Annotated in this window: 19 protein-coding genes and 2 tRNA genes; 7 read left to right on the top strand and 14 right to left on the bottom strand. The window is 37.6% G+C overall.

All coding sequences use genetic code 11. The features are described 5' to 3' along the window. Positions 1 to 31: 31 nt before the first annotated feature. The 4 genes from HNR69_RS05225 to xylF form a co-directional block, all read right to left on the bottom strand. Positions 32 to 2,425 (bottom strand): TonB-dependent hemoglobin/transferrin/lactoferrin family receptor, encoded by a 2,394-nt coding sequence (locus HNR69_RS05225; protein WP_075293506.1) that lies wholly within the window; start codon positions 2,423 to 2,425, stop codon positions 32 to 34. Positions 2,426 to 2,529: 104 nt separating this feature from the next. Continuing rightward, entirely contained in the window at positions 2,530 to 3,657 is a 1,128-nt protein-coding gene (locus tag HNR69_RS05230; protein ID WP_075293505.1) for a sugar ABC transporter permease, read from the bottom strand. Between the two features lie 3 nt (positions 3,658 to 3,660). Next, positions 3,661 to 5,175: a D-xylose ABC transporter ATP-binding protein gene (gene xylG, locus HNR69_RS05235; RefSeq protein WP_075293504.1), complete on the bottom strand. Its 1,515-nt coding sequence runs from the start codon at positions 5,173 to 5,175 to the stop codon at positions 3,661 to 3,663. 59 nt (positions 5,176 to 5,234) lie between these two features. Then, positions 5,235 to 6,236, bottom strand: coding sequence for a D-xylose ABC transporter substrate-binding protein (gene xylF, locus HNR69_RS05240; protein ID WP_011608743.1), 1,002 nt, complete (start codon positions 6,234 to 6,236; stop codon positions 5,235 to 5,237). A 253-nt stretch (positions 6,237 to 6,489) separates the two neighbouring features. Between xylF and xylA the strand changes: the two genes are divergently transcribed. Then, positions 6,490 to 7,809 carry a xylose isomerase gene (gene xylA / locus HNR69_RS05245; RefSeq protein WP_075293503.1) on the top strand — a complete coding sequence of 440 codons (1,320 nt, stop codon included), beginning with the start codon at positions 6,490 to 6,492 and terminating at the stop codon, positions 7,807 to 7,809. A 68-nt stretch (positions 7,810 to 7,877) separates the two neighbouring features. Further along, positions 7,878 to 9,338 (top strand): xylulokinase, encoded by a 1,461-nt coding sequence (xylB, locus tag HNR69_RS05250; RefSeq protein ID WP_135026572.1) that lies wholly within the window; start codon positions 7,878 to 7,880, stop codon positions 9,336 to 9,338. A gap of 129 nt (positions 9,339 to 9,467) precedes the next feature. Here the strand turns inward: xylB and HNR69_RS05255 are convergent, their stop codons facing one another. The 4 genes from HNR69_RS05255 to dnaQ all read right to left on the bottom strand — a co-directional run bounded on the left by HNR69_RS05255 (position 9,468) and on the right by dnaQ (position 12,020). Next, positions 9,468 to 10,697, bottom strand: coding sequence for a YadA-like family protein (locus tag HNR69_RS05255; RefSeq protein WP_075293522.1), 1,230 nt, complete (start codon positions 10,695 to 10,697; stop codon positions 9,468 to 9,470). Positions 10,698 to 10,982: 285 nt separating this feature from the next. Then, positions 10,983 to 11,059 (bottom strand) — tRNA-Asp (locus HNR69_RS05260). Positions 11,060 to 11,087: 28 nt separating this feature from the next. Continuing rightward, positions 11,088 to 11,164: transfer RNA gene (locus HNR69_RS05265), tRNA-Asp, on the bottom strand. 97 nt (positions 11,165 to 11,261) lie between these two features. Continuing rightward, positions 11,262 to 12,020, bottom strand: coding sequence for a DNA polymerase III subunit epsilon (gene dnaQ / locus HNR69_RS05270; protein ID WP_075293501.1), 759 nt, complete (start codon positions 12,018 to 12,020; stop codon positions 11,262 to 11,264). Between the two features lie 70 nt (positions 12,021 to 12,090). On the opposite strand from dnaQ, the gene rnhA reads away from it, so the two are divergent. Further along, positions 12,091 to 12,555 carry a ribonuclease HI gene (rnhA, locus tag HNR69_RS05275; protein WP_012341759.1) on the top strand — a complete coding sequence of 155 codons (465 nt, stop codon included), beginning with the start codon at positions 12,091 to 12,093 and terminating at the stop codon, positions 12,553 to 12,555. A gap of 75 nt (positions 12,556 to 12,630) precedes the next feature. Here the strand turns inward: rnhA and manA are convergent, their stop codons facing one another. From manA to HNR69_RS05305, 6 genes are all read right to left on the bottom strand, one after another. Continuing rightward, on the bottom strand, positions 12,631 to 13,836 hold the full coding sequence (gene manA / locus HNR69_RS05280) for a mannose-6-phosphate isomerase, class I (protein WP_075293500.1): 1,206 nt from the start codon (positions 13,834 to 13,836) through the stop codon (positions 12,631 to 12,633). Beyond that, positions 13,833 to 14,312, bottom strand: a complete 480-nt coding sequence (locus HNR69_RS05285) for a DUF986 family protein (protein ID WP_075293499.1) — start codon at positions 14,310 to 14,312, stop codon at positions 13,833 to 13,835. The genes manA and HNR69_RS05285 overlap by 4 nt, the downstream gene beginning before the upstream one ends. A gap of 57 nt (positions 14,313 to 14,369) precedes the next feature. Continuing rightward, the gene (locus HNR69_RS05290; protein WP_011608764.1) at positions 14,370 to 15,206 is read right to left on the bottom strand and encodes a PTS mannose transporter subunit IID; all 837 of its coding nucleotides are present in this window, start codon (positions 15,204 to 15,206) and stop codon (positions 14,370 to 14,372) included. A 14-nt stretch (positions 15,207 to 15,220) separates the two neighbouring features. Then, entirely contained in the window at positions 15,221 to 16,021 is an 801-nt protein-coding gene (locus HNR69_RS05295) for a PTS mannose/fructose/sorbose transporter subunit IIC (protein WP_011608765.1), read from the bottom strand. An 11-nt stretch (positions 16,022 to 16,032) separates the two neighbouring features. Continuing rightward, a complete protein-coding gene (manX, locus tag HNR69_RS05300) occupies positions 16,033 to 17,004 on the bottom strand; it encodes a PTS mannose transporter subunit IIAB (RefSeq protein WP_011608766.1) in 972 nt (323 codons plus the stop codon). A gap of 219 nt (positions 17,005 to 17,223) precedes the next feature. Beyond that, positions 17,224 to 17,577 (bottom strand): DUF496 family protein, encoded by a 354-nt coding sequence (locus HNR69_RS05305; RefSeq protein ID WP_011608767.1) that lies wholly within the window; start codon positions 17,575 to 17,577, stop codon positions 17,224 to 17,226. Positions 17,578 to 17,766: 189 nt separating this feature from the next. Here HNR69_RS05305 and serC point away from each other — a divergent pair, with 189 nt between their 5' ends. The 4 genes from serC to HNR69_RS05325 all read left to right on the top strand — a co-directional run bounded on the left by serC (position 17,767) and on the right by HNR69_RS05325 (position 22,822). Further along, a complete protein-coding gene (gene serC / locus HNR69_RS05310; protein ID WP_012341766.1) occupies positions 17,767 to 18,846 on the top strand; it encodes a 3-phosphoserine/phosphohydroxythreonine transaminase in 1,080 nt (359 codons plus the stop codon). Between the two features lie 58 nt (positions 18,847 to 18,904). Continuing rightward, complete coding sequence (gene hisC / locus HNR69_RS05315) at positions 18,905 to 20,014, top strand: histidinol-phosphate transaminase (protein ID WP_075293498.1); 1,110 nt, start codon at positions 18,905 to 18,907, stop codon at positions 20,012 to 20,014. Positions 20,015 to 20,076: 62 nt separating this feature from the next. Continuing rightward, the gene (aroA, locus tag HNR69_RS05320; RefSeq protein ID WP_075293497.1) at positions 20,077 to 21,375 is read left to right on the top strand and encodes a 3-phosphoshikimate 1-carboxyvinyltransferase; all 1,299 of its coding nucleotides are present in this window, start codon (positions 20,077 to 20,079) and stop codon (positions 21,373 to 21,375) included. A gap of 232 nt (positions 21,376 to 21,607) precedes the next feature. Further along, complete coding sequence (locus tag HNR69_RS05325; RefSeq protein ID WP_075293496.1) at positions 21,608 to 22,822, top strand: efflux RND transporter periplasmic adaptor subunit; 1,215 nt, start codon at positions 21,608 to 21,610, stop codon at positions 22,820 to 22,822. The last annotated feature ends 20 nt before the right edge of the window (positions 22,823 to 22,842 follow it).

Here is a 22,842-nt window from a genome sequence, read left to right on the forward strand (position 1 = left end):
TTGTCGTTCAAATCATAACAAATAACATTCGTTAAAATTTCATTTCTAATGATAAAGCAAAATTACGTCCGGCAGCAGTAAAGCGTTCTAACCCTTTTCCGTTGTTATATACGTCGCCCAATGCACCATTATATTTAATTTGTCGTAACGTATCCCAAGTGGTGTACTTGCGATTAAATAAATTAAAGATACCTGCGTTTAAGGCGAAATGGGAGTTTAGGCGATATTGTGCGGTTAAATCAAATACGACATAAGAACTGCTTAAAAAACGATAAGGTTTGGGTTGTCTAAAGTCGGATATTTTCCCTGTGTTTTTATCAACATTCAATTGCAAGCTATTTACATTCGGAATATCAATAGCATCTTTAGCTTTTTTAGCACTGACATATCGCCCGCTGAAGAGAACATTCCATTTGTCGTTATCCGCTTGGTAGCCTAATCCCAACGTCGCGCTAAAAGGCTGGATTGGTAACATCGCCGTGCCATTATTTTTACGCCCTTTTGCATAGCTGGCTTTTAATATGGCGTACCAAGATTTGGATAAGCCAACTATTTTCCCGTTAGCACGGGCATGGAAATCAAGACCGGTAACATCGGCTTTATCAATATTTATCTGCTGATAATTTACGCCATCTAAATAATATTCAGTATATGTCGTTTTTGGGCGTGTTTTCCAGTTAGTTCTTTGACGAGAGCCAATTTTTGGTTTTGTTTCGACATCAATAAAATCCCGATATTTTGTATAAAATACAGCCAAGCTTAATTGATAGTTGTCTCCTTCTGTGGTAAGAGAGAGTTCATGATTTTGTGCTTTTTCAGGTTTTAAATTGATATTAGGTAAATATTGGACATCACTTGCCCCTTTTAAATCAAAATACATTTCTTCTATTTTCGGTGCTTTAAAACCTGTGCTGAATTCATAGCTAAGTAACGTGGAATCGGTGAGCGAATAATTTAATCCCAACGAAAAATTGACCGCACTAAATTGTTTCTTGGGTAAAACTTCGACTTTTTGACTGGCAAGATCATATTTTAATGCACTTGTGGTGGGCTTATAGCGATAGTGATCGAAGCGTATTCCTGCATTTGCTCCCCATTTTTGATTAATACTGATTAAATCCTGCACATAGGCATACCAAGCCTGACGGGCAACAGGTTGCTGAATAGTGAATTCACGTTGTTTTATCCTTGAATAAGCACCATACTCTTGATTTCTATTTTCTAATTTACCCCAATGATAACCCAATCCACCTGATAATTGATGATGAGCAAACTTGCCGGCAATTTCATTGGCAATAAAAGAAACATCTAATTGATAATGCTTCTGTTCTGTTTTATATAAACGCTTGTCAGTAATAATATTATAATCTTGCGGAGAAACACCATATTGATTGGAATTAGCCTGTTGTGAGACTTTTTGTTGGGCTAATTGTACGCTAAATTTATTTAGCCAGCTTTCCGTTGGGGTATAATTATAGGAAAGACCAAATCGCTGATAAGGTGTTATATCGCCCGCTTCTTGACGATTTGAAGCATAAAAACTTTTTTCTAAAATTTTTCTGCTTTGCTCAAGATTTTCAAAAAAACCTTGCACAAAATGTTGTGGAGTAAAATGATATCCTAATTTTGCCAACCAAGATCGGCTGTGATAATCCACATTATCAGGTAATACACGACTACGCCCACATAATTGGGGAAAGATATCTCGCTGGTCTCCATTTGGTAAAATGCCACAATACGCAACGTCTTTTAGTTTGCCACTGTAGTAATTTTTGTTTTCATGTGCATGGCGATAGGTGTATTGCAACAATCCCTCGGCGTTACCCTGCTTGAACCCCCCCCCTATCACTTGGCGATATTCCGTATTACGTGAGCTATAGGCAGTTTTAGCATAAAATCCAACAGTTTTATTCGAGTCTACAAAATCATGCACATTTTTTGTTCGCATCGACACGCTACCGCCCAACGCACCGCTACCTTGTGTTAAAGAATTCGCTCCTTTATTAAATTCTACACTACTTAAGTTTTCAATTTCCGTGCTGTTGCGATTACCATTATAAAATCCTTTAATATAGTAAAAGCGAGGCATATAACTTTCGACCGCACTTATTCCATCAACACTCATCGCCACACGGTCGCTTTCTACACCACGCATAGTATAACCATTGGCACCGCCACGCCCTCCTTCTGTGACTGTAACACCTGTTTGCCAACGGACCAAATCCTGTTCGTTCCATACCAAACCTCGACTAATTTGTTGGCTATTTGTGCTTGAAGTTTTAGCCGATACTTGTTGCGTTTCAACAACAATCTGATCTAATGTAGCAGAATCATTAAATTGAGCGATTGCATTAAATGAAAATAAAGGCAACGTAACAGCAGAAAACCGCAGTAACGTTTGCTGACGATTTTTATTAAAAAACATAATACTCTCCATTGTAAATAAGAATTAATCTCATTAATAATAGCAGAGATATTGTTATATCTCTATTTATTCTTTGCCTAATTGGAGAAATAAAAATTTAAAAATTATCCCTTTTTCTTACTGACGGTATCTATCCATACTGCCAGTAATAAAATGCCACCTTTTACAATATATTGCCAAAAAGTCGGTACATCCAGCATACTCATTCCGTTATCCAATAAGGCGATGATAAATGCCCCGATTACTACGCCAAAAATACTGCCGATACCGCCGGCTAAACTGGCTCCACCGATAACACAAGCAGCAATGGCATCGAGTTCTGCATTTTGACCGGCAGATGGAGCTCCGGCTCCCAAACGGGAACTTAAAATTAAGCCGGCTATTGCCACTAATAAGCCGTTAAGAGCAAAAATGGTTAATTTAACTTTTTCCACGGCAATACCTGATAGGCGAGCTGCATCAATATTGCCACCAATTGCGTAAATATGTCGACCAAATGCTGTTTTTTTCGAAATGAATGTTCCTATAATGGCTAATCCACAGAGAATTAATACTGGAATTGGCATGCCTCGATAATCGTTAAGCAGATAAATTGCACCAAGAATAAGGATTGCTATCATGCCATATTTCACTGTTTCTTTGGGCATTTTGGCAACTGGTAAATTTAGGTTTTGTCTGGCTTTACGCTGATAACTTCCCCAAGCAATAAAGCAAAATATTATAATGCTCCCTAAAATTATCCCTATGGTGTCGGAAAGATAACCTTGACCGATGATTGTCATATCATTGCTGATAGGGGAAACGGTAGTACCATTCGTTAATCCGATCAAAATTCCCCGAAATGCAAGCATTCCTGCTAAGGTAACGATGAAAGATGGTACTTTTTGATAAGCAACCCACCAACCGCTCCACGCCCCGATTAGTAAACCTAAGAGCAATGTAACAAGGATAGTTAAAGGTAACGGCCAACCCCACCAAACATTACTAATTGCCGCAAAGCCACCGAGTAGCCCCATTAGTGAACCAACTGATAAGTCAATTTCTGCAGAGATAATCACAAACACCATACCAATAGCAAGAATACCGGTGATAGCAGTTTGACGTAATAAGTTAGAGATATTTCTTGCACTTAAATAAGCCCCTTCTGTTGCAATTGAGAAAAAAAACATAATCACCATAATGGCAATCAGCATAATATAGACTTGTAAATTGATTGATTTGAACTTATTCATAGCTTACTCCTTAAGTGCGGCTTCCATTATTTGTTCTTGAGTGAGATGATGGTTGATTAAATCCGCTTTAACTTTACCTTGGTGCATTACTAATACACGATCGCTTATTCCTAAAACCTCAGGTAGCTCTGAGGAAATTACAATAATTGACATTCCTTCCTGAGCTAGTTGGTTGATTAATTTATAGATTTCATATTTTGCACCGACATCAATACCTCGAGTCGGTTCATCTAAAATCAAAATGTTAGGATGTAATAATAGACATTTTGCTAAAATTGCTTTTTGCTGATTACCTCCACTTAGCCGGCCTATTGCGAGTTCAGGCGAGGAAGTTTTCACTTTCAGTTTGGCAATAGATTGATTGATAATGGTTTCTTCCAGCGGTTCGTTAATGACTTTTTTACCAAAGCAGAATTGAGACAAAGAAGATAAGGTAATATTTTTACCTACGCTCATAATAGGAATAATACCGTGTTTTTTACGATCTTCCGGTACCATGACAATATGATTTTCGATAGCTTCCGCACACTTGTTGATTTTAACTTTTTGGTTATTGAGAAAAATGTTACCTTGGTATTTTCCTACATAAGAACCAAAAATACATTGAGCCATTTCAGTTCGCCCTGAACCGACTAATCCTGCAACACCAAGAATTTCTCCTTTCCGTAATATGAAATTGGCATTATCAACGCGTTTAATATGTGTATTGGTTGGGTGCCACGCAGTTAAATTTTCTACGCGTAAAATTTCTTTGCCAATATCGTGTGGCTCGTGTGGATACAATGAGGTAATTTCACGTCCTACCATCATGGTAATAATGTCATCTTCGCTTATCCCTTGTGCTAATTGAGTGCCGATGTGTTCACCGTCTCGAATTACACAGATCTTATCAGAAATTGCTTTTACTTCATTTAATTTATGAGAAATATAGATACATGCGATATTGTGAGCTTGTAGACCTTTAATCAGATTAAGTAGAATGTCTGTTTCTTTTTCGGTTAATGAGGCGGTCGGTTCATCTAAAATCAATAAACGAACTTGTTTATTCAAGGCTTTAGCAATTTCAACTAATTGTTGTTGTCCTAATCCCAATGCACTCACTTTTGTATTTGGATCAATATCGAGCTGAACCTGCTCTAATAAGGTTTTACAACGCAGATACATTTTGTTGTCATTAGTAATACCGGCTTGGGTAATTTCATTCCCTAAAAACATATTTTCCAATACCGACATATTTTTCACTAAAGTCAGTTCTTGGTGAATAATCGAAATTCCTTTTTCTTCCGTATCTTTAATATTTTTAGCGGTTAATTTTTCACCGGAAAAATAAATTTCTCCCTCATAATCCCCTGAGGGATAAATACCACATAATACTTTCATTAAGGTTGATTTGCCTGAGCCATTTTCACCACATAGAGAGAGTATTTCGCCGGTTTCAAGGGAAATTGAAATATTATTTAATGCCACAACATCACCAAATTTTTTAGTGATATTCTTCATCTCTAATAATTTCGTCATAACTTCACCCCTTTTTTTAGTATGGCAAGACATAAAATCTTGCCACATAAAATATTCTATTATTTATAAACAGCCTCTTTGGTATGGAAACCATCTTTAATCACCGTGTCATCAATATTCTCTTTTGTAACGACGACAGGCTCTAATAGGAATGCAGGGACATTTTTCAATCCGTTATTTAATTGAGAGTTGGATTCCACTTTTCCACCTTTACCTAACGCGACTGAAATTTCGGCTGCTTTATCTGCTAAATTAGTGATTGGTTTGTATACGGTCATTGTTTGTGAACCGTCAAGAATGCGTTTGATTGCCGCTAAATCGGCATCTTGACCTGAAATCGCTACTTTGCCTGATAAGCCTTGAGCACTTAATGCTTGAATTGCACCACCGGCAGTTGCATCGTTAGAAGCAACTACCGCATCAATATTGTTTTTGTTTGCAGTTAACGCATTTTCCATAATTTGTAATGCTTTTTCAGCTAGCCAAGAATCAACCCATTGATCGCCTACCACGTTGATTTCACCACTGTCAATGTGCGGTTGTAATACTTTCATTTGACCTTTACGAAATAATTTTGCGTTATTATCAACAGGTGAACCGCCCATTAAGAAATAATTCCCTTTCGGTTTTTTCTCAATAATGCTTTGTGCTTGTAGTTCACCTACTTTTTCATTATCGAACGAAACATAGAAATCAATATCTGCGTTATTGATCAGACGGTCATAAGCTAAAACTTTAACCCCCTCTTTTTTGGCTTCAGCGATCACGTTTGACAATACTTCGCCATTGAATGGAATAATCACTAGCACATCAATATCTTTATTTAGCATATTCTCAATTTGAGAAATTTGAGCTGTCGCATCACCATTTGCAGATTGAACGAATACTTTTGCACCTAAAGCTTCTGCTTTTTTCACAAAAATATCTCGGTCTTTTTGCCATCTTTCTAAACGTAAATCATCAATTGACATGCCGATTTTCAGATCGTTTGCTAGCACTGAATGGCTAAAAACCATTAAAGTTGCTGTTGCGACCGCTAATAACTTAGATTTAAGTTTCATAAAATACCTCACTTGGTTGAGAGAATGATGTAAGGGTATAATGTAGTTGCCCCGAGTGAAGTCTGCGGAGATTTGGTAATAAGTGCAATTATCAGATTTATTAATGTAATTATGTTTTTTCGCTTTTGTGATCTGTTCGACATTAACCAATAATCTAAATCCAAAAACGAAATATCGTAATTGAGGGTTGTTTTCAATTTTAAGATGATGAGCCTTGTATTCATGTTTATCACATCTCAGAGGAGACTTGGCTATGTCTAATTATTTTGACAAAATTGCAAAGGTAAATTACGAAGGAGCAAATTCCACTAATCCTTTCGCTTTTAAACACTACAATCCAAATGAAGTTATTTTAGGTAAAACAGTAGAGGAACACTTGCGTCTGGCAGTCTGCTATTGGCACACGTTCTGCTGGACAGGTAACGATATGTTCGGTGCCGGTTCATTGGATCGTAGTTGGCAAAAAACAGGTGATTTGCTGGTTGGTGCAAAACAAAAAGCAGAAATTGCTTTTGAATTTTTCCAAAAATTAGGTGTGCCTTATTATAGTTTTCACGATGTAGATATTGCTCCTGAAAGCAATAATTTCAAAGAATATTTACATAACTTCAATACTATTGTGGATATTTTAGAGAAAAAACAATCAGAAACCGGTGTGAAGTTGTTATGGGGAACAGCAAACTGCTTTACTAATCCTCGTTATATGTCAGGGGCTTCTACCAACCCTAATCCGGAAGTATTTGCTTGGGCAGCAGCACAAGTTTTTACTGCAATGAATGCAACTCAACGCTTAGGGGGTGAAAACTATGTATTATGGGGCGGACGAGAAGGGTATGAAACATTGCTGAATACCGATCTCAAACGTGAACGTGAACAAATTGGCCGTTTTATGCAATTAGTGGTAGAACATAAATATAAAATCGGCTTTCAAGGTACATTACTAATTGAACCGAAACCACAAGAGCCAACTAAACATCAGTACGATTATGATGTTGCAACAGTTTATGGTTTTTTAAAACAATTCGGATTAGAAAATGAAATTAAAGTGAATATTGAAGCTAACCATGCAACCTTGGCAGGGCATACATTCCAACATGAAATTGCAACGGCAACTTCATTAGGCATTTTCGGTTCTATTGATGCTAACCGTGGCGATCCGCAATTAGGCTGGGATACCGACCAATTCCCGAACAGCGTGGAAGAAAATACGTTGGCAATGTATGAAATCCTAAAAGCGGGTGGTTTCACCACAGGCGGTTTCAACTTTGATGCGAAAATTCGTCGCCAAAGTACCGACCCGTATGATTTATTTCATGCCCATATCGGTGCAATGGATGTGTTAGCTTTGTCGCTCAAACGTGCTGCAAAAATGATTGAAGACCAAACGTTACAAAAAGTGGTCGATAACCGCTATGCTGGTTGGGATCAAGAGCTGGGTCAGAAAATTCTAAATGGCAAAGCGAGCTTGGAGGATCTTGCTAAAATAGTAGAAACTCAAGGGTTAGATCCAAAACCTGTTTCAGGGCAGCAAGAATATTTAGAAAATTTAGTGAATAGCTATCTTTATCGTTAATTCTGACAAGCGGTCATTTTTTGCAAAATTTTGCATAAAATGACCGCTCTTTAGATTAAGGAGTATTTATGTACATTGGAATTGATCTTGGTACTTCTGGGGTTAAAGTTGTTTTACTTGATGAAAATCAAAAAATTATTGCCATTACTCAAAAATCTCTTCCTATTTCTCGCCCTCAACCCTTATGGTCTGAACAAAATCCACAAGATTGGTGGAATGCCACTCACGAAGCAATGCTTGAATTAGCTGATAAGCAAAATTTAAGCCATGTAAAAGCTATTGGATTAACTGGGCAAATGCACGGTGCTACCTTACTGGATAAGGCAGATAACATACTTTCTCCGGCAATTTTATGGAACGATGGACGGAGCTTTGCTGAATGCGAAGAGTTGGAAAAATTAGTGTCAAATAGTCGTGAAATTACAGGTAATGTAATGATGCCAGGCTTTACTGCACCTAAATTATGTTGGCTTAAAAAACATCAGCCCGATATTGCCAAAAAAGTTAGTAAGGTTTTGTTACCAAAAGATTATTTACGATTTTTAATGACGGGAGAATACGCTTCTGATATGTCTGATGCCTCAGGCACAATGTGGCTGGACATAGGTAAACGGAGTTGGAATGAAGCACTTTTGAATGCTTGTGGACTTGATTTGAATAATATGCCGAAATTATTTGAAGGTAATCAAATCACAGGTTATTTACGCAAAGAAATTGCACAACAATGGAAAATAAATGCCGTACCTGTTGTGGCAGGTGGCGGTGATAATGCAGCCGGTGCCATTGGTATAGGACTTTACCAAGCAGAGCAAGCAATGTTGTCTCTTGGTACTTCGGGTGTGTACTTTGTGGTAAGTGATACATTCCGTGCCAATCCACAAAAAGCAGTTCATAGTTTTTGCCACGCACTGCCCGATCGCTGGCACTTAATGTCGGTGATGTTAAGTGCAGCCTCGGCTGTTGATTGGGCTGCAAAATCCCTAGGCTTTAAAGATGTACCAACCTTATTTCAACGAGTTGAAGCAAGCCAAACCGAGTCCAATGTCATTTTCCTGCCTTATTTATCAGGCGAACGTACACCGCATAATGATCCTTATGCGAAAGGTGTATTTTGGGGATTAAGCCATAGCGATAATCAAGTTACGATGGCAAAAGCCGTCATCGAAGGCGTGAGTTTTGCTATGGCAGAGAGTATTGATGTTTTACATGAAACAGGTGTTACTGCAAATAATATTGCTCTTATTGGTGGTGGAGCAAAAAGTGCTTATTGGCGACAATTACTTGCTGATATTAGCGGTAAAACATTTAAATATCGTACAGGTGGAGATGTTGGTCCGGCGTTAGGTGCGGCTAAATTAGCACAAATTGCATTAAATCCAGAACAAGATATTGCGAATTTCTGCCGACCATTACCATTGGAAAAAATCTATCAGCCCAATTCTGCTCGCTATGCAGAATATCAAGCTAAACGTGAGAAATTCGCAGAGCTTTATCAACGAGTAAAAGGTCTATCATTGTTTTCTTTGTAAATCAAAGATATATAAGGCTTTTCTTGATCTAAAAGTGCGGTGAGAATACCGCATTTTAGGGGTATATTTTGGATACAAAAAACCGGCGATAACAACACTGCTATCGCCGGTTTAGTTTTATATGATGAATTAGTTAAACACGCCGCTGACGCCGACACGGAAACCTATTCGACCACGGCTGTCGGAGGACATACCGCCGGAGACAGCCCATTTACCATCATTGGAAGTTCTACCGAGGTTTAAAGAGACCGCACTTTCGCTGCTATAATGAGCGGCACCGGCGGCATAAGACCATTTTCCCGGGACGAAAGGGACTTCTTTGAAAGCCATAGCGGCGGCGATACCGGCTTTAGCGTCTTTGTTGACTTCTTCAAGACGTTGGTTAGTGGCATGAAGCTGACTACCATTGACTGCATCAGTGGATTGATGAGAAAGCAAACCGGCAGCAACATTTTGAATACGACGTTCATTGCCTTTGTTTCCCACGGAAACGACACCTTTCGCATCAACGCCAGCGTAATTGCCGTCGACTTTGCCGATACCGCCGGTAGTCTCACCTTTTTCCACATAAGCGGAACTATCGCCTAGGAAGACGGAGTTTGCAGTAGTGGTTTTAATATTATTACCTACAACAACGGTGTTTTTAGAAGTTTGTTCTATTTGAATGTTATTACCCATAGAAAAAGAGCCCTCAGCGTAATTATTAATATTAGAGCCGATTGATACACCATTCTCAGCAGTTGTATTTATACCGCTACCAAAACTTAACGCACGTTTACCAGATGCCTTTGCTTGAGGACCGATCGCTTGAGCACGCCAGCCAGAGGCTTTTGTTCCCCAACCTATTGCTGTAGATAATTCATTGGTGCTACTGGATTGATAACCAAATGCATTACTATAAGTGCCAGAAGCTGTAGCACCTTGTCCAAGAGCCGAAGCAAATTTCGCAGTTGCTTTTGCCTCATCACCTACTGCTACTGCAAATTTTTCAGTTGCTTGAGAATTTTTACCTATAGAAACCGCTTGTACACCTGCTTCTGCTTTATGCCCCATTGCCACGGCATAAGCTTGAGTTTTAGTCCCACGCCCTACTGCAGTTGCACCTTCGAGATGAGCATCTGCCTCATAACCTACAGCAACAGCGGACTCGCCAACTTTTGAGCCTTTTCCAATAGCAACGGCTTTGTCTTCAACGCCAGGATTCAATCCGGTAACTTTTTGGGATACTTCACCAATATAAACCCCACCTTTTTCAATCTTAATATGATTATTACCATTACTTGATTGTTGAGCTTGAGCCATAACCGAATTAGCAGCTAAAACAAGCACTGCACCTAAAGAGAAATAACATTTTTTCACTTGAAATAAATCCTTAAAATAAATAGTTAACATAGAAAAATCATAAAAAAACAACCGCACTAAGAGGCGATAATTTATGACACGCCTTAAAAAGAGGTAGGGGACCTACCAAAGCGGGCGAAATTTTAAGCGGGGGGGGTACTGTCAATATATTTTTTACAAAATATTTACGTATTTAACAAAATTGAAACGGTAAAAAACATTTGTCGAACACGGAAAAAATATTCATTTGTTTTTGTGTTATGGAATGCAGTAGAAAGAAGAAAGAAAAAATGAAATGATAATTGGCGGAACGGACGGGACTCGAACCCGCGACCCCCTGCGTGACAGGCAGGTATTCTAACCAGCTGAACTACCGCTCCGCAATAAAAGAAATAATAAGGGAAAGCTTGGCGGAATGGACGGGACTCGAACCCGCGACCCCCTGCGTGACAGGCAGGTATTCTAACCAGCTGAACTACCACTCCGCAAAAGTGGAGTGCATAATAATAGTGAATAGATTTTTCGTCAAGTTATTTTTATTTATTATGCACTTATTTTTGCTAAGTGTTGATTAAGCAAACATTAATGCATCGTTTCTTTTGTATTTCGCTTAAACCATAAGCAATTTTTTTTGCTTTTTTGGTTTAGCAATTTTAGATAATCTTGGTGAGCCAGTTTTTCTTCTTCTGTGGGTAAAAGTAATTTGAAATTATGAGTATTGGTAGTATGTTGATGAATATTTTCTTCCATCGTTATAATCGGCGTATGTTCTTCATCACCAAATAAACTGGTTTGCCCCCCTGTCATGGCTAAATAAACATCACCTAAAATTTCAGCATCAAGTAATGCCCCGTGCAATGTTCGTTTACTGTTATCAATATTTAATCTGTCACAAAGTGCATCTAAACTATTACGCTTTCCTGGATACATTTGACGAGCCATTTGTAACGTATCTGTGATTAAGCAAATATCCGCTGTATTGATATTGAAATTGTGTTTTTTAAACTCATAATCCATAAAACCGATATCGAAAGGTGCATTGTGAATAATGAGTTCAGCCCCTTTGATAAAATCAATAAATTCCTGTGCAATAGCTGAAAAATCCGGTTTATCTGCCAGCATTTCATCAGTAATACCATGTACTTTAATTGCTTCAGGATCAACGAGGCGATCCGGTTTTATGTAAAGATGGAGTTTTCTTCCTGTGTAGCGACGATTGATCATTTCAACCGCACCGATTTCAATAATACAATGCCCCTCATAATGTGCACCGAATTCGTTCATTCCGGTCGTTTCCGTATCTAGGATAATTTGGCGATTTTGTGTGATTTCTAATGTCATACTATTTTGCTGTTGCTTGAAATGAATTTGCGGTATTATCACCCCATTTGAGAAAAATTAGTAGAGAATTATGTTAAAAAAAATTGAAATTTTTACCGATGGATCTTGTTTGGGAAATCCAGGGGCCGGTGGAATTGGGATTTTGTTGCGTTATAAGCAACATGAAAAAAAACTGTATCAAGGCTTTTTTCAAACTACGAATAATCGTATGGAGTTAAGAGCGGTGATTGTTGCTCTAAATAGTCTAAAAGAACCCTGTTCAGTGATTTTGTATAGTGATAGTCAGTATATGAAAAATGGGATTACAAAGTGGATTTTCAATTGGAAAAAAAATAATTGGAAAACCAGTTCAGGTAATGCGGTGAAAAATCAAGATTTGTGGTGTTCATTGGATCAAGCTATTCAAAAACATCAAATAGAATGGCGTTGGGTCAAAGGACATAATGGACATCGAGAAAATGAAATTTGTGATCAGCTTGCCAAACAAGGTGCGGAAAACCCAACGCTGGAAGATGTTGGGTATCAAACAGAATAGAACAGGCTAAATAAAATTGGAGAAAAAGAGTAGGCGAAATAAATGATTTGACTCCAAAATATTCGCCTTTATTTTTTAAGGTAATTTTGCAATGACTGCATAACCCTCTTTTAGACCTTCAATTTGATAATTAGCCTCGGCACAAATAAAAGCACTCTCTCCCTGTTTTAATTCAAGTGCGGTGTGATTTGCGGTTATTTTTAATGCACCTTGCATGACGAGTAAAATCTCTGCGTTACTTGAGGTTAGGGGGTGTTTTTGTTGCATGCTATAACGTACGTTTGTCATGGCAAAATCTTTAGCGGGCGTAGTGTAAGTAAAGATATCTTGATCTTGTGGTGCGGTAAGAATAATGTTAGGCGTAACCTCACTACAATCGACAATTTTTAGCAGTTCCTCAATATTTATGTGTTTCGGTGTTAATCCGCCACGAATGACATTGTCCGAACATGCCATTAACTCAATATTCTGACCTCGTAAATAAGCATGTGGGATACCTGCATCTTGATAAATTCCCTCGCCTGTATTGAGATGAACAATATTAAATAAATAGAAGCAAATTAACCCCGCATCCAGTTTGTCAGTCGGTATTTTCATTGCTTCGATTGTGTATAAAACCCAATAGTCGGGATTATTTAATTCCAGTTTTCCCTGTCTATAAGCAACCTGATTTTCAGTCATAATAGGGGATAGCCACGCAGAAAGTTGAGTTTGATCAGCTTGCATAATTGTTGCATAAAAACTGTGTAAGTCTTGATTTTCCAGCTGTTGGGCAAGTGCGGTCAAAGATGGACGAGCTTTGAAGGTTTCAAGAATTTTTGTTTTTTGTTTAAAGCCATGCAAAAGCCAGAAATCAGATAAGGCAATCATCATTTCAGGTTTATGGTTTCGATCTTTATAAGTTCTTTTCGGATCTTTTAAATCTATGGCTGCAAGATTCTCTTGTGCAAAACCTATTTCCGCTTGTTTTTTTGTTGGGTGAAGTTGAATTGAAAGCGGTTTTGCAACATCTAAAATTTTCAGCAAATAAGGTAATTCCTGTCCAAAATTCGTTAGGGTTGCTTTCCCTAAAACTTGTGGGTTTTGTAGTAAGAAATCTGTTAACAGCACTGATTTTTCCGACATATTTAATAGAGAAGGGGCGGAGGAATGAGCACCAAGCCACCATTCTGCATAATATTGGTTGTGTTGTTTTTCTATGTTTAACAACTCGGGAAGGTAATTTTGTCCACCCCAAACATAGTGTTGTAGACGACCTTGTAGCTGATAAATGGTATTCATTTTGCTGTCCTTTTATTTGATAATGACTTATAACCGCCGAAAAAATGAACTATTTTTTCTATATCTTGTAGGTTTTCTGGTGAAATCATGAGATGTTTTTTATTTTTTAACTCAATAATCAGAGTGTTATTTTCAAGCAGATTAATTTGCCGAATTTTAGCATAATCAATATAAATATTTTCAAAGAAGAAGCCTTGTTCTTTCAGTAATAAAACAGGAAAGCGAATAAAGGCAATATAAAGACTGAGAAGAATGGTCATTGCTAATAAATAGAGGGTTGTTGTATTAATTTGTCCTGAACTTTGATAGAGAATGATGGTAACGAGTACAATAAAAATAAGTGCATCTATTTTTGCTCGCTTTTTCAACCGCACTTTCAATTTCGTTGTTCCTTTAAGATAGTCCATCAGAAATTGATCGTAAAAGGCATAAAGAAAGAAGCAACAAATACCCACAATAAGAAAGGCATTAACCATATATTACATTCCTAAAATGAAAAACTTCTCCCGTGCAGGGAGAAGTTTTCGGATAAATTAAGCTAAGATACCTGTTGCGGCACCTAAAATACCGATAATAAAGATACCGGTAATAATCCATAATGCGTTAATACGGTTGCGTAATAACCACATACAGGCAAAAGTGAACAATAACGGTAATAATCCCGGCATCAAACTATCAAGAATATTTTGTACAGTCGTTGTTTCAATTGTGCCGTCTTGTTTTTCAATAACGGATACGACTAACGGTACATTAATACTGGTCCATTTCTGCACTAAAGCCCCCATAATGAACAAACCAAGAATTGATGCACCTTCCGTAAGTTTTTGCAACAATCCGCCACTCATATCCTGAACAACGTCCAAGCCTTTTTTATAGCCATAAGTAACACCATAGTAACGTGTTGCTAAACGAACTAAATTGAATAGCACGAAGAATAAAATAGGACCTAAAATACTTCCATTGATCGCTAAACCTGCACCCAAAGCAGCAAATACAGGTCTTGCAGTACCCCAATAAATTGGATCACCGACCCCTGCCAAAGGTCCCATTAAGCCTACTTTGATACCGTTGATTGCTGCATCATCAATTTCTTTACCGTTCGCACGTTCTTCTTCCATCGCAATAGTAACGCCCAATACCGGTGCAGCAACGAAAGGTTGCGTATTAAAGAATTCTAAATGACGTTTAATTGCATCTTTACGTTCTTGCGAATTTGGATCCGGATATAAACGTTTGATCACAGGAACCATAGAATAGGCAAAGCCTAATGACTGCATACGTTCGAAGTTCCATGAACCTTGGAAAATGTTTGAACGAAGAACAACGGCATTTAAATCACTTTGGGTTACTTTTTTCATTTCTGTTGTCATTTTTTGGATTCCCATTAATCTAATCTGTTATCTAAATCATTATTGTTATTTGCTACAACTTGTACCACTTTACTTTGATTGTATTTCGGGTGAAGCTGAATATAAAGTGCGGCCATGATTGCACCAAGTACACCAAGAGCAACAAGGTTGAAATCGGTAAATGCTGCAATAACAAAACCGGCATAGAAGAATGGCATTAAATGACCTGCACGCATCATATTGATCACCATGGCATAACCGACAACCGCAATAATACCACCGGCAATTTTTAGACCGTTTGTTACGACTGCTGGAATAGCATTTAACATATCTTGTACAACATCGGTTCCGGCTGTCAACGCAACGACAAGTGCAGGGATTGCAATACGCATTGCTTGTAATAATAGTGCACTACGATGAATCCAATCTAAGCGGGTTAAGTTACCGTCTTCAATTGATTTATCAGCAGCATGTTGGAAGCCGACAGTTAAAGCACGAACAACATAGGTTAATACTTGACCTGCTGCGGCTAACGGAATAGCAATTGCGATACCGGTGCTAATATCTTGTCCACCGACAATAACTAAGATTGTTGAAACAACGGAGGCTAAAGCGGCATCCGGTGCAAGAGCCGCACCGATATTCATCCAACCTAACGCCAAGAGTTCAAGTGAACCGCCCACGATAATCCCTGTTTTTATATCACCTAAGACTAAACCGATTAATGTACAAGCGATTAGTGGACGATGTGTTTGAAATTCATCAAGAATTGATCCCATACCAGAGATACAGGCAACAATAAAGACAAGTACGACTTGTAAAGTTGAAATTTCCATTTATGTCTTCCTTAAATTAAATTATTTTTTTTGAGTAAATCCATCATATATTGACGACTGTCGTTAGATACTTTACGAACATCTAATTCAATGCCCATCGCATCAATGGCTTTGAATGCGGCAATATCTTTATCATCAACAGCCACCGCACTCGTAATCATTTTTTTACCGTCTTTATATGCCATACCACCGACATTAATTGATTTCATATCAACACCGGCTTCTAACAATCTTAGAACATCGGTAGGATTAGTGAATAATAGCATCATACGTTCATTTGCATATTCAGGATTGTTATATACACGGATCATTTTTTCTATATTCACAACATGTGCGGTAACTCCTGGAGGTGCAACGCTTTTCAGCATGGTTGAGCGAACTTGATCTTTGGCAACATCATCATTGACTACAACAATACGTGTTACTCGACTTTCTTTTGTCCAGCGAGTGGCGACTTGTCCATGAATTAAACGGTCATCGATGCGAGCTAAACCCACAATGAGATTGCCTTCTTGTTGTTTGACTGCGATTTGAGGTTGTTCAGGGACAGGTTGTGAAAGTGCGGTAGTTTCAGCAGATTTTTCTTCATATTTTAAAGCACGAACACCAGCACGGCCGGTTTCTAACGCAATGCTCACTAATTCTTGTAAGCTAGGGTTATCGTCACGTGCCATAAAAGTTTCCACTAACATAGGCACATTTACACCGGTTACAATATCCATATTAGTGTTATCACCAATTACACGATTTGCCGCATTAAACGGACTGCCGCCCCAAGTATCCACTAAAAACAGGACTTCATCGCAATGTGCTAATGTTGTACTTAATTTTTCTTGATACTTCGTCATAATCGTTTCAGCGTTTTCGCCTGAAACAAAATCAATAGTTGCAACATTCTCTTGCTCACCAATCAACATTTCTGTTGTTTTAAGCAATTGTTCAGCCGCAACACCATGCGTTGCTATGATAATCGCAATGGACATTCGGACTCCTTCCTAAAAAGTATTAAATTGATTTAAAGGGCGGGTATTCTAAAGGAAGTTTTATTTTAATAATGTGATACAGATCACATTTTAAGATGTTTTTTGGGTTTAAAGTGTGATGTAAATCACGCTGATTGCAAAAAAAGTCAAATAAATGTGATTTAGTTCACTCTTTACTCGACTTATTCAAAAATGCACAAACAATCAATTTAACGTACTTTAGCAAGATTGTTTTTTTTGAGTTTTTAATAATTCAGCATGTGCTTTCTTTTGCTCTTTTATTTTATTGTTAATTTCTCTACGCTGTTTAGACAGTTCCGCATTACGAATTGTATAATCGTCAACCCGAGTTTCGTAATCATCACGCATACTTTCAATAATCGCACGCACATCAGCAATACTCATATCATTACGGATATATTGATTCAGATTATCCAATAGCAACACACGCTTTTGATTATCACGAATTTTACGATTATTGTCGTCTATGTCGCGTAAAAGTTTGTTTTTTAACCGATACATACGTACATACTCTAAAACTTCTTGGAAAGATTGTTTATTGATATTTTCCATTTTTTTCTTCTCTTTTATTAAATGAAACTTCGGCTAATTTAACTTTTTTTCCCTTATTCGTCAAAGTGTTCTCTAGGAATTTTCTTGAGCTATAAAAAATTCAGAAATTTATTAAAAGTTAGTTGATTAAGCTGTGACGAGATGATAGAAATTAAAAATTCTTTTTATAAAACCAATTAGGATAAAAATATGATGCAAGTATTTAATTTTAGTGCAGGACCTGCAATGATGCCAAAAGTTGTTTTGGAACAGGCACAACAAGAATTGTTGAATTGGCTGGATCAGGGTACTTCTGTGATGGAAGTCAGCCATCGTGGTAAATATTTTATGGAAATGATTACACAAGCTGAAAAAGATTTTCGTCAATTGTATAACATTCCGGAAAATTACAAAGTTTTATTTTTACAAGGTGGGGCAAGAGGGCAATTTGCTGCTATTCCTATGAATTTAGCTAATAAAAAAGGCAAAACACTTTATCTTACCAGCGGACATTGGTCGGCAACTGCGGCTAAAGAGGCTCGTTTGTTTACAGAGGTTGATGAAATTAATATTTTACTTGATGGGAAATTAGAAGTAGGGGAACTTGATTTTAGCCACATTGCTTCACAATATGATTATGTTCATTATTGTCCGAATGAAACTATTAGCGGCGTTGAGATTGTTGATGTACCAAATGTAGGTGAGGCGATATTGATTGCTGATATGTCTTCTAATATTCTATCCCGTGAAATTGATATGAGTAAATTCGGCGTCATTTATGCCGGTGCACAGAAAAATCTCGGTCCGGCAGGTATCACTATTGTGATTGTGCGTGAGGATTTAATTGGTCAGGCAAGAAAAGAAACACCGTCAATTTGGAATTATGAAGTCCAAAGCAAAAATAGTTCTATGATTAATACGCCGCCGACTTTTGCTTGGTATCTTTGTTCTCTTGTATTCAAGCATTTGCTTGCACTGGGTGGTGTCAAAGAAATGGAAAAACGTAATCAGGAAAAAGCAAAATTATTATATGATTTTCTTGATCAGAGTGATTTTTATCATAATGTTGTTGCACCTAAAAATCGCTCATTAATGAACGTAACATTTACCACAAATAATGATGAACTTAATGCGAAATTTGTTGCAGAAGCGACAGCTTGTGGATTGCAAGCTTTAAAAGGTCATAAGGTATTAGGTGGAATGCGAGCTTCAATTTATAACGCAATGCCGATTGAAGGCATTAAAGCATTAATTGAATTTATGCGTAAATTTGAAGCAGAAAATAACTAGAATTTTATAGCAAAAACGACCGCACTTTAACGGTTATTAATTTCAAATAAGGATTTTTATGCAATACATCAACATCGCCAACGAAGGCGTAAAATCCCTGTCTCCTTACCAGGCGGGAAAACCTATTGAAGAATTAGAACGTGAATTAGGGATTAGCAATATTGTTAAGCTTGCCTCAAATGAAAATCCTTTCGGTTTTCCTGAGAGTGCTAAACAAGCTATCCAAAAGCAGTTAAATGATCTCACACGCTATCCGGATTCCAATGGGTTTGAACTTAAGCAAGTGATTTCGAAAAAGTTCGGTTTGCAACCAGAACAAATTACTTTAGGTAACGGTTCAAATGATTTATTGGAATTAATTGCCCATACTTTTGCTTCGGAAACAGACGAAATTATTTATTCGCAATATGCTTTTATTGTCTATCCTTTGGTGACAAAAGCGATTAATGCTGTTGCACGAGAAATTCCGGCAAAAAATTGGGGACATGATTTAGACGCTTTTTTACAGGCGATTAATCATAAAACAAAGTTAATTTATATCGCTAACCCTAATAATCCGACAGGCAATTTTTTGACTGAACATGAAATAGATCATTTCCTTGCTCAAGTACCTGAAAAAGTGCTTGTTGTGCTGGACGAAGCCTATACAGAATTTACAGATGAAAAAGAGCGGTTAAATTCTTTTAAACTTTTACAAAAATATCCAAATTTAATTGTTTCTCGTTCATTATCCAAGGCGTATGGGTTGGCAGGCTTGCGTATCGGTTATGCGGTATCGAACCCTGAAATTGCGGATTTACTTAATCGTGTACGTCAGCCTTTTAATTGCAATGTTCTTGCTTTAGTTTCAGCGGTAGCCGTGATGCAAGATGATGCTTTTGTTGAAAAAGTGGCTGAAAATAATCGTATTGAAATGGTTCGTTACGAAAATTTTTGCCGACAACAAAAGTTAGATTATATTCCATCTAAAGGTAACTTTATTACTATTGATTTTAAACGTCCGGCAAATGAAATTTATCAAGCATTGCTACATAAAGGGGTTATTGTTCGCCCTATTGCCGGTTACGGTATGCCGAATCATCTTCGCGTCAGTATCGGGTTACCGAAAGAAAACGATAAGTTTTTTGATGCATTAGTAAAAGTGTTAGGCGAGGTCTTTGTTGGGTGAAGAAAAGTAATTTATACTTTTGCAATATCCCTATTTACAACTTAAGAAAGCAACATAATTTTATGGAAAAATTAACGTTATCTCCAATTAGTCGCATTGACGGCGAAATTAATTTACCAGGTTCAAAGAGCTTATCTAATCGAGCTCTGTTATTAGCCGCACTTGCAAAAGGAACGACACAGGTAACAAATTTATTGGATAGCGATGATATTCGATATATGTTGAATGCCCTGAAAGCATTGGGTGTGAATTACCAATTATCTGATGATAAAACGGTTTGTGTTGTTGAAGGTATTGGCGGTGCATTTCAATGGCAAAATGGATTATCTTTATTTTTAGGAAATGCAGGGACGGCAATGCGTCCTTTAGCAGCGGCACTTTGTCTAAAAGGTGATACGGAGTCTGAGGTTATTTTAACCGGTGAGCCTCGAATGAAAGAGCGTCCAATTAAACATTTAGTCGATGCGTTGCGGCAAACCGGAGCAAATATTCAATATTTGGAAAATGATGGTTATCCGCCTCTTGCTATTCGTAATCAAGGTATTTTCGGCGGTAAGGTACAGATTGACGGATCTATTTCTTCGCAATTTCTGACCGCACTTTTGATGGCTGCCCCTCTCGGTGAGGGGGATATGGAAATTGAAATTTTGGGGGAATTGGTTTCTAAGCCTTATATTGATATTACGCTGGCAATGATGAAAGATTTCGGAATCAATGTTGAGCATTATAATTATCAGCGTTTTTTGATTAAAGGTAAGCAATATTATATTTCTCCGCAGACTTATTTGGTTGAGGGGGATGCTTCTTCCGCTTCTTATTTTTTGGCGGCAGCAGCAATTAAAGGGAAGGTTAAAGTAACGGGAATTGGCAGAAATTCCATTCAAGGTGATCGTTTATTTGCAGATGTTTTGGCTCAAATGGGGGCAAAAGTAACTTGGGGAGAGGATTTTATTCAAGTTGAAAAATCAGAGCTAAAAGGGATTGATATGGATATGAATCACATTCCGGATGCGGCGATGACTATTGCAATCACCGCACTTTTTGCTCAGGGTGAAACGGTTATTCGTAATATTTACAATTGGCGTGTAAAAGAAACGGATCGACTAACGGCGATTGCAACTGAATTGCGTAAAATCGGTGCTGAGGTTGAAGAGGGGGAAGATTTTATCCGTATTCAGCCTCTTGCATTGGATAAATTTAAACATGCTGAAATTGCTACTTATAACGACCATCGGATTGCGATGTGTTTTTCGCTCATTGCATTATCAGATACATCGGTAACTATTTTAGATCCTGTATGTACTGCAAAGACTTTTCCTACCTATTTTTCCGAATTTGAGAAAATCAGCAAAAATCAATAGCTTAATGGGCTTATTGCCCGTTTTTTTATAATTAAATTCTATATTCAATTTGTGTAATAAGTAAAAAGTCATTAAAATGGGCGAGTGTTTATTCAATTCTTGTAATATTTTATTCGATTATCGAAAAATCCGCTTTGTGTAATTACTACGCCGGAGGCTGTAATTCAGTATGGTGATGAACATTTTTTAATGTTAAAGATTTTATTTTTTTTTCCGTTAGGAGTTAGTCCTCATGAGTATTCAAACTCACATAAAAGCAAAACGTTCTCATGTGTTTTTCTTAAAACTGTTTTTGGGCATCATTGTGCTTTTATTTGTCGTTATGATCGGTTTAAAAGTTGCTTCAAAAATGCTTATTGGCAAGATGATAGCCGGTATGCCCGAAAAAACGACACCGGTTACGGCAATTACAGTAGTACCAACCACCTGGATACCTGTTATCGAAACAACAGGCTTGGTGAGACCTAATCAAGGTGCGGTTTTGAGTGCACAAGCACCAGGGACTGTTGCAAATATATTTATCCAATCAGGACAACCTGTTAAAAAGGGAGATGTGTTGGTTGAGTTGGATATTTCTGTTGAACAAGCTAATTTACAGGCATCAGAAGCAAAATTAACCACAGCAAAACAAATCTATAAACGCTATCTGAATTTGTATAAAACGAAGAGTGTTTCTCAGCAAGAATTGGATAATGCAAAAGCCAATTATGAGTCGTTGGTAGCAAATATTAACGCCTTAAAAGCAGCAATTGAGCGTCGCAAAATTGTTGCACCTTTTGACGGTATTACAGGTATTGTTAAAGTGAATGTTGGGCAATATGTTAATGTGGGAACGCCTATTGTACGTGTTGAAGATACAAGTTCCATGAAAGTTGATTTTTCTATTGCACAAAATGAGTTGGAAAAGTTGTTTATTGGACAAAAAGTGACGGCAACAAGTGATGCACGTTTAGGTGAAACGTTTGGTGCAAAAATTACCGCACTTGAACCAGCAGTGAATGCAGCAACCGGTTTAATTGATGTGCAAGCAACTTTCGAGGATGAAGACAGTCGTAAGTTACTATCCGGTATGTTTATGAGATTGCGTGTTGCATTGACGACCGAAAAAGATCAAATTGTTATTCCGCAAGTAGGTATTAGCTACAATATGTATGGTGAAAGTGCCTATGTTTTGACCGCACTTTCTGAGGAAGACAAGAAAATATTACTTGATAACGAAAAATTTGCTTATAAAGACAGTATAGACAGGGTTTATCGAGTAAAACAAACTACTGTATTTACTAAAGAGCGTCAGGGGATTTATGCACAATTAAAAGGGCAAGATATTAAGCCGGGTGACCAAATTGTGGTTGGCGGTCAGCAAGCTATTACCAATGGTAGTTTAGTGGTGGTTGTTGATAAAGAAACAATAGGCACAAAACAACCTGCCAAGAAAACTAATCTTTAATTTTAGGTAGGAATATATCC

The sequence above is a fragment of the Histophilus somni genome (genome assembly GCF_014202395.1).
Taxonomy (GTDB): Bacteria; Pseudomonadota; Gammaproteobacteria; order Enterobacterales; family Pasteurellaceae; genus Histophilus; species Histophilus somni.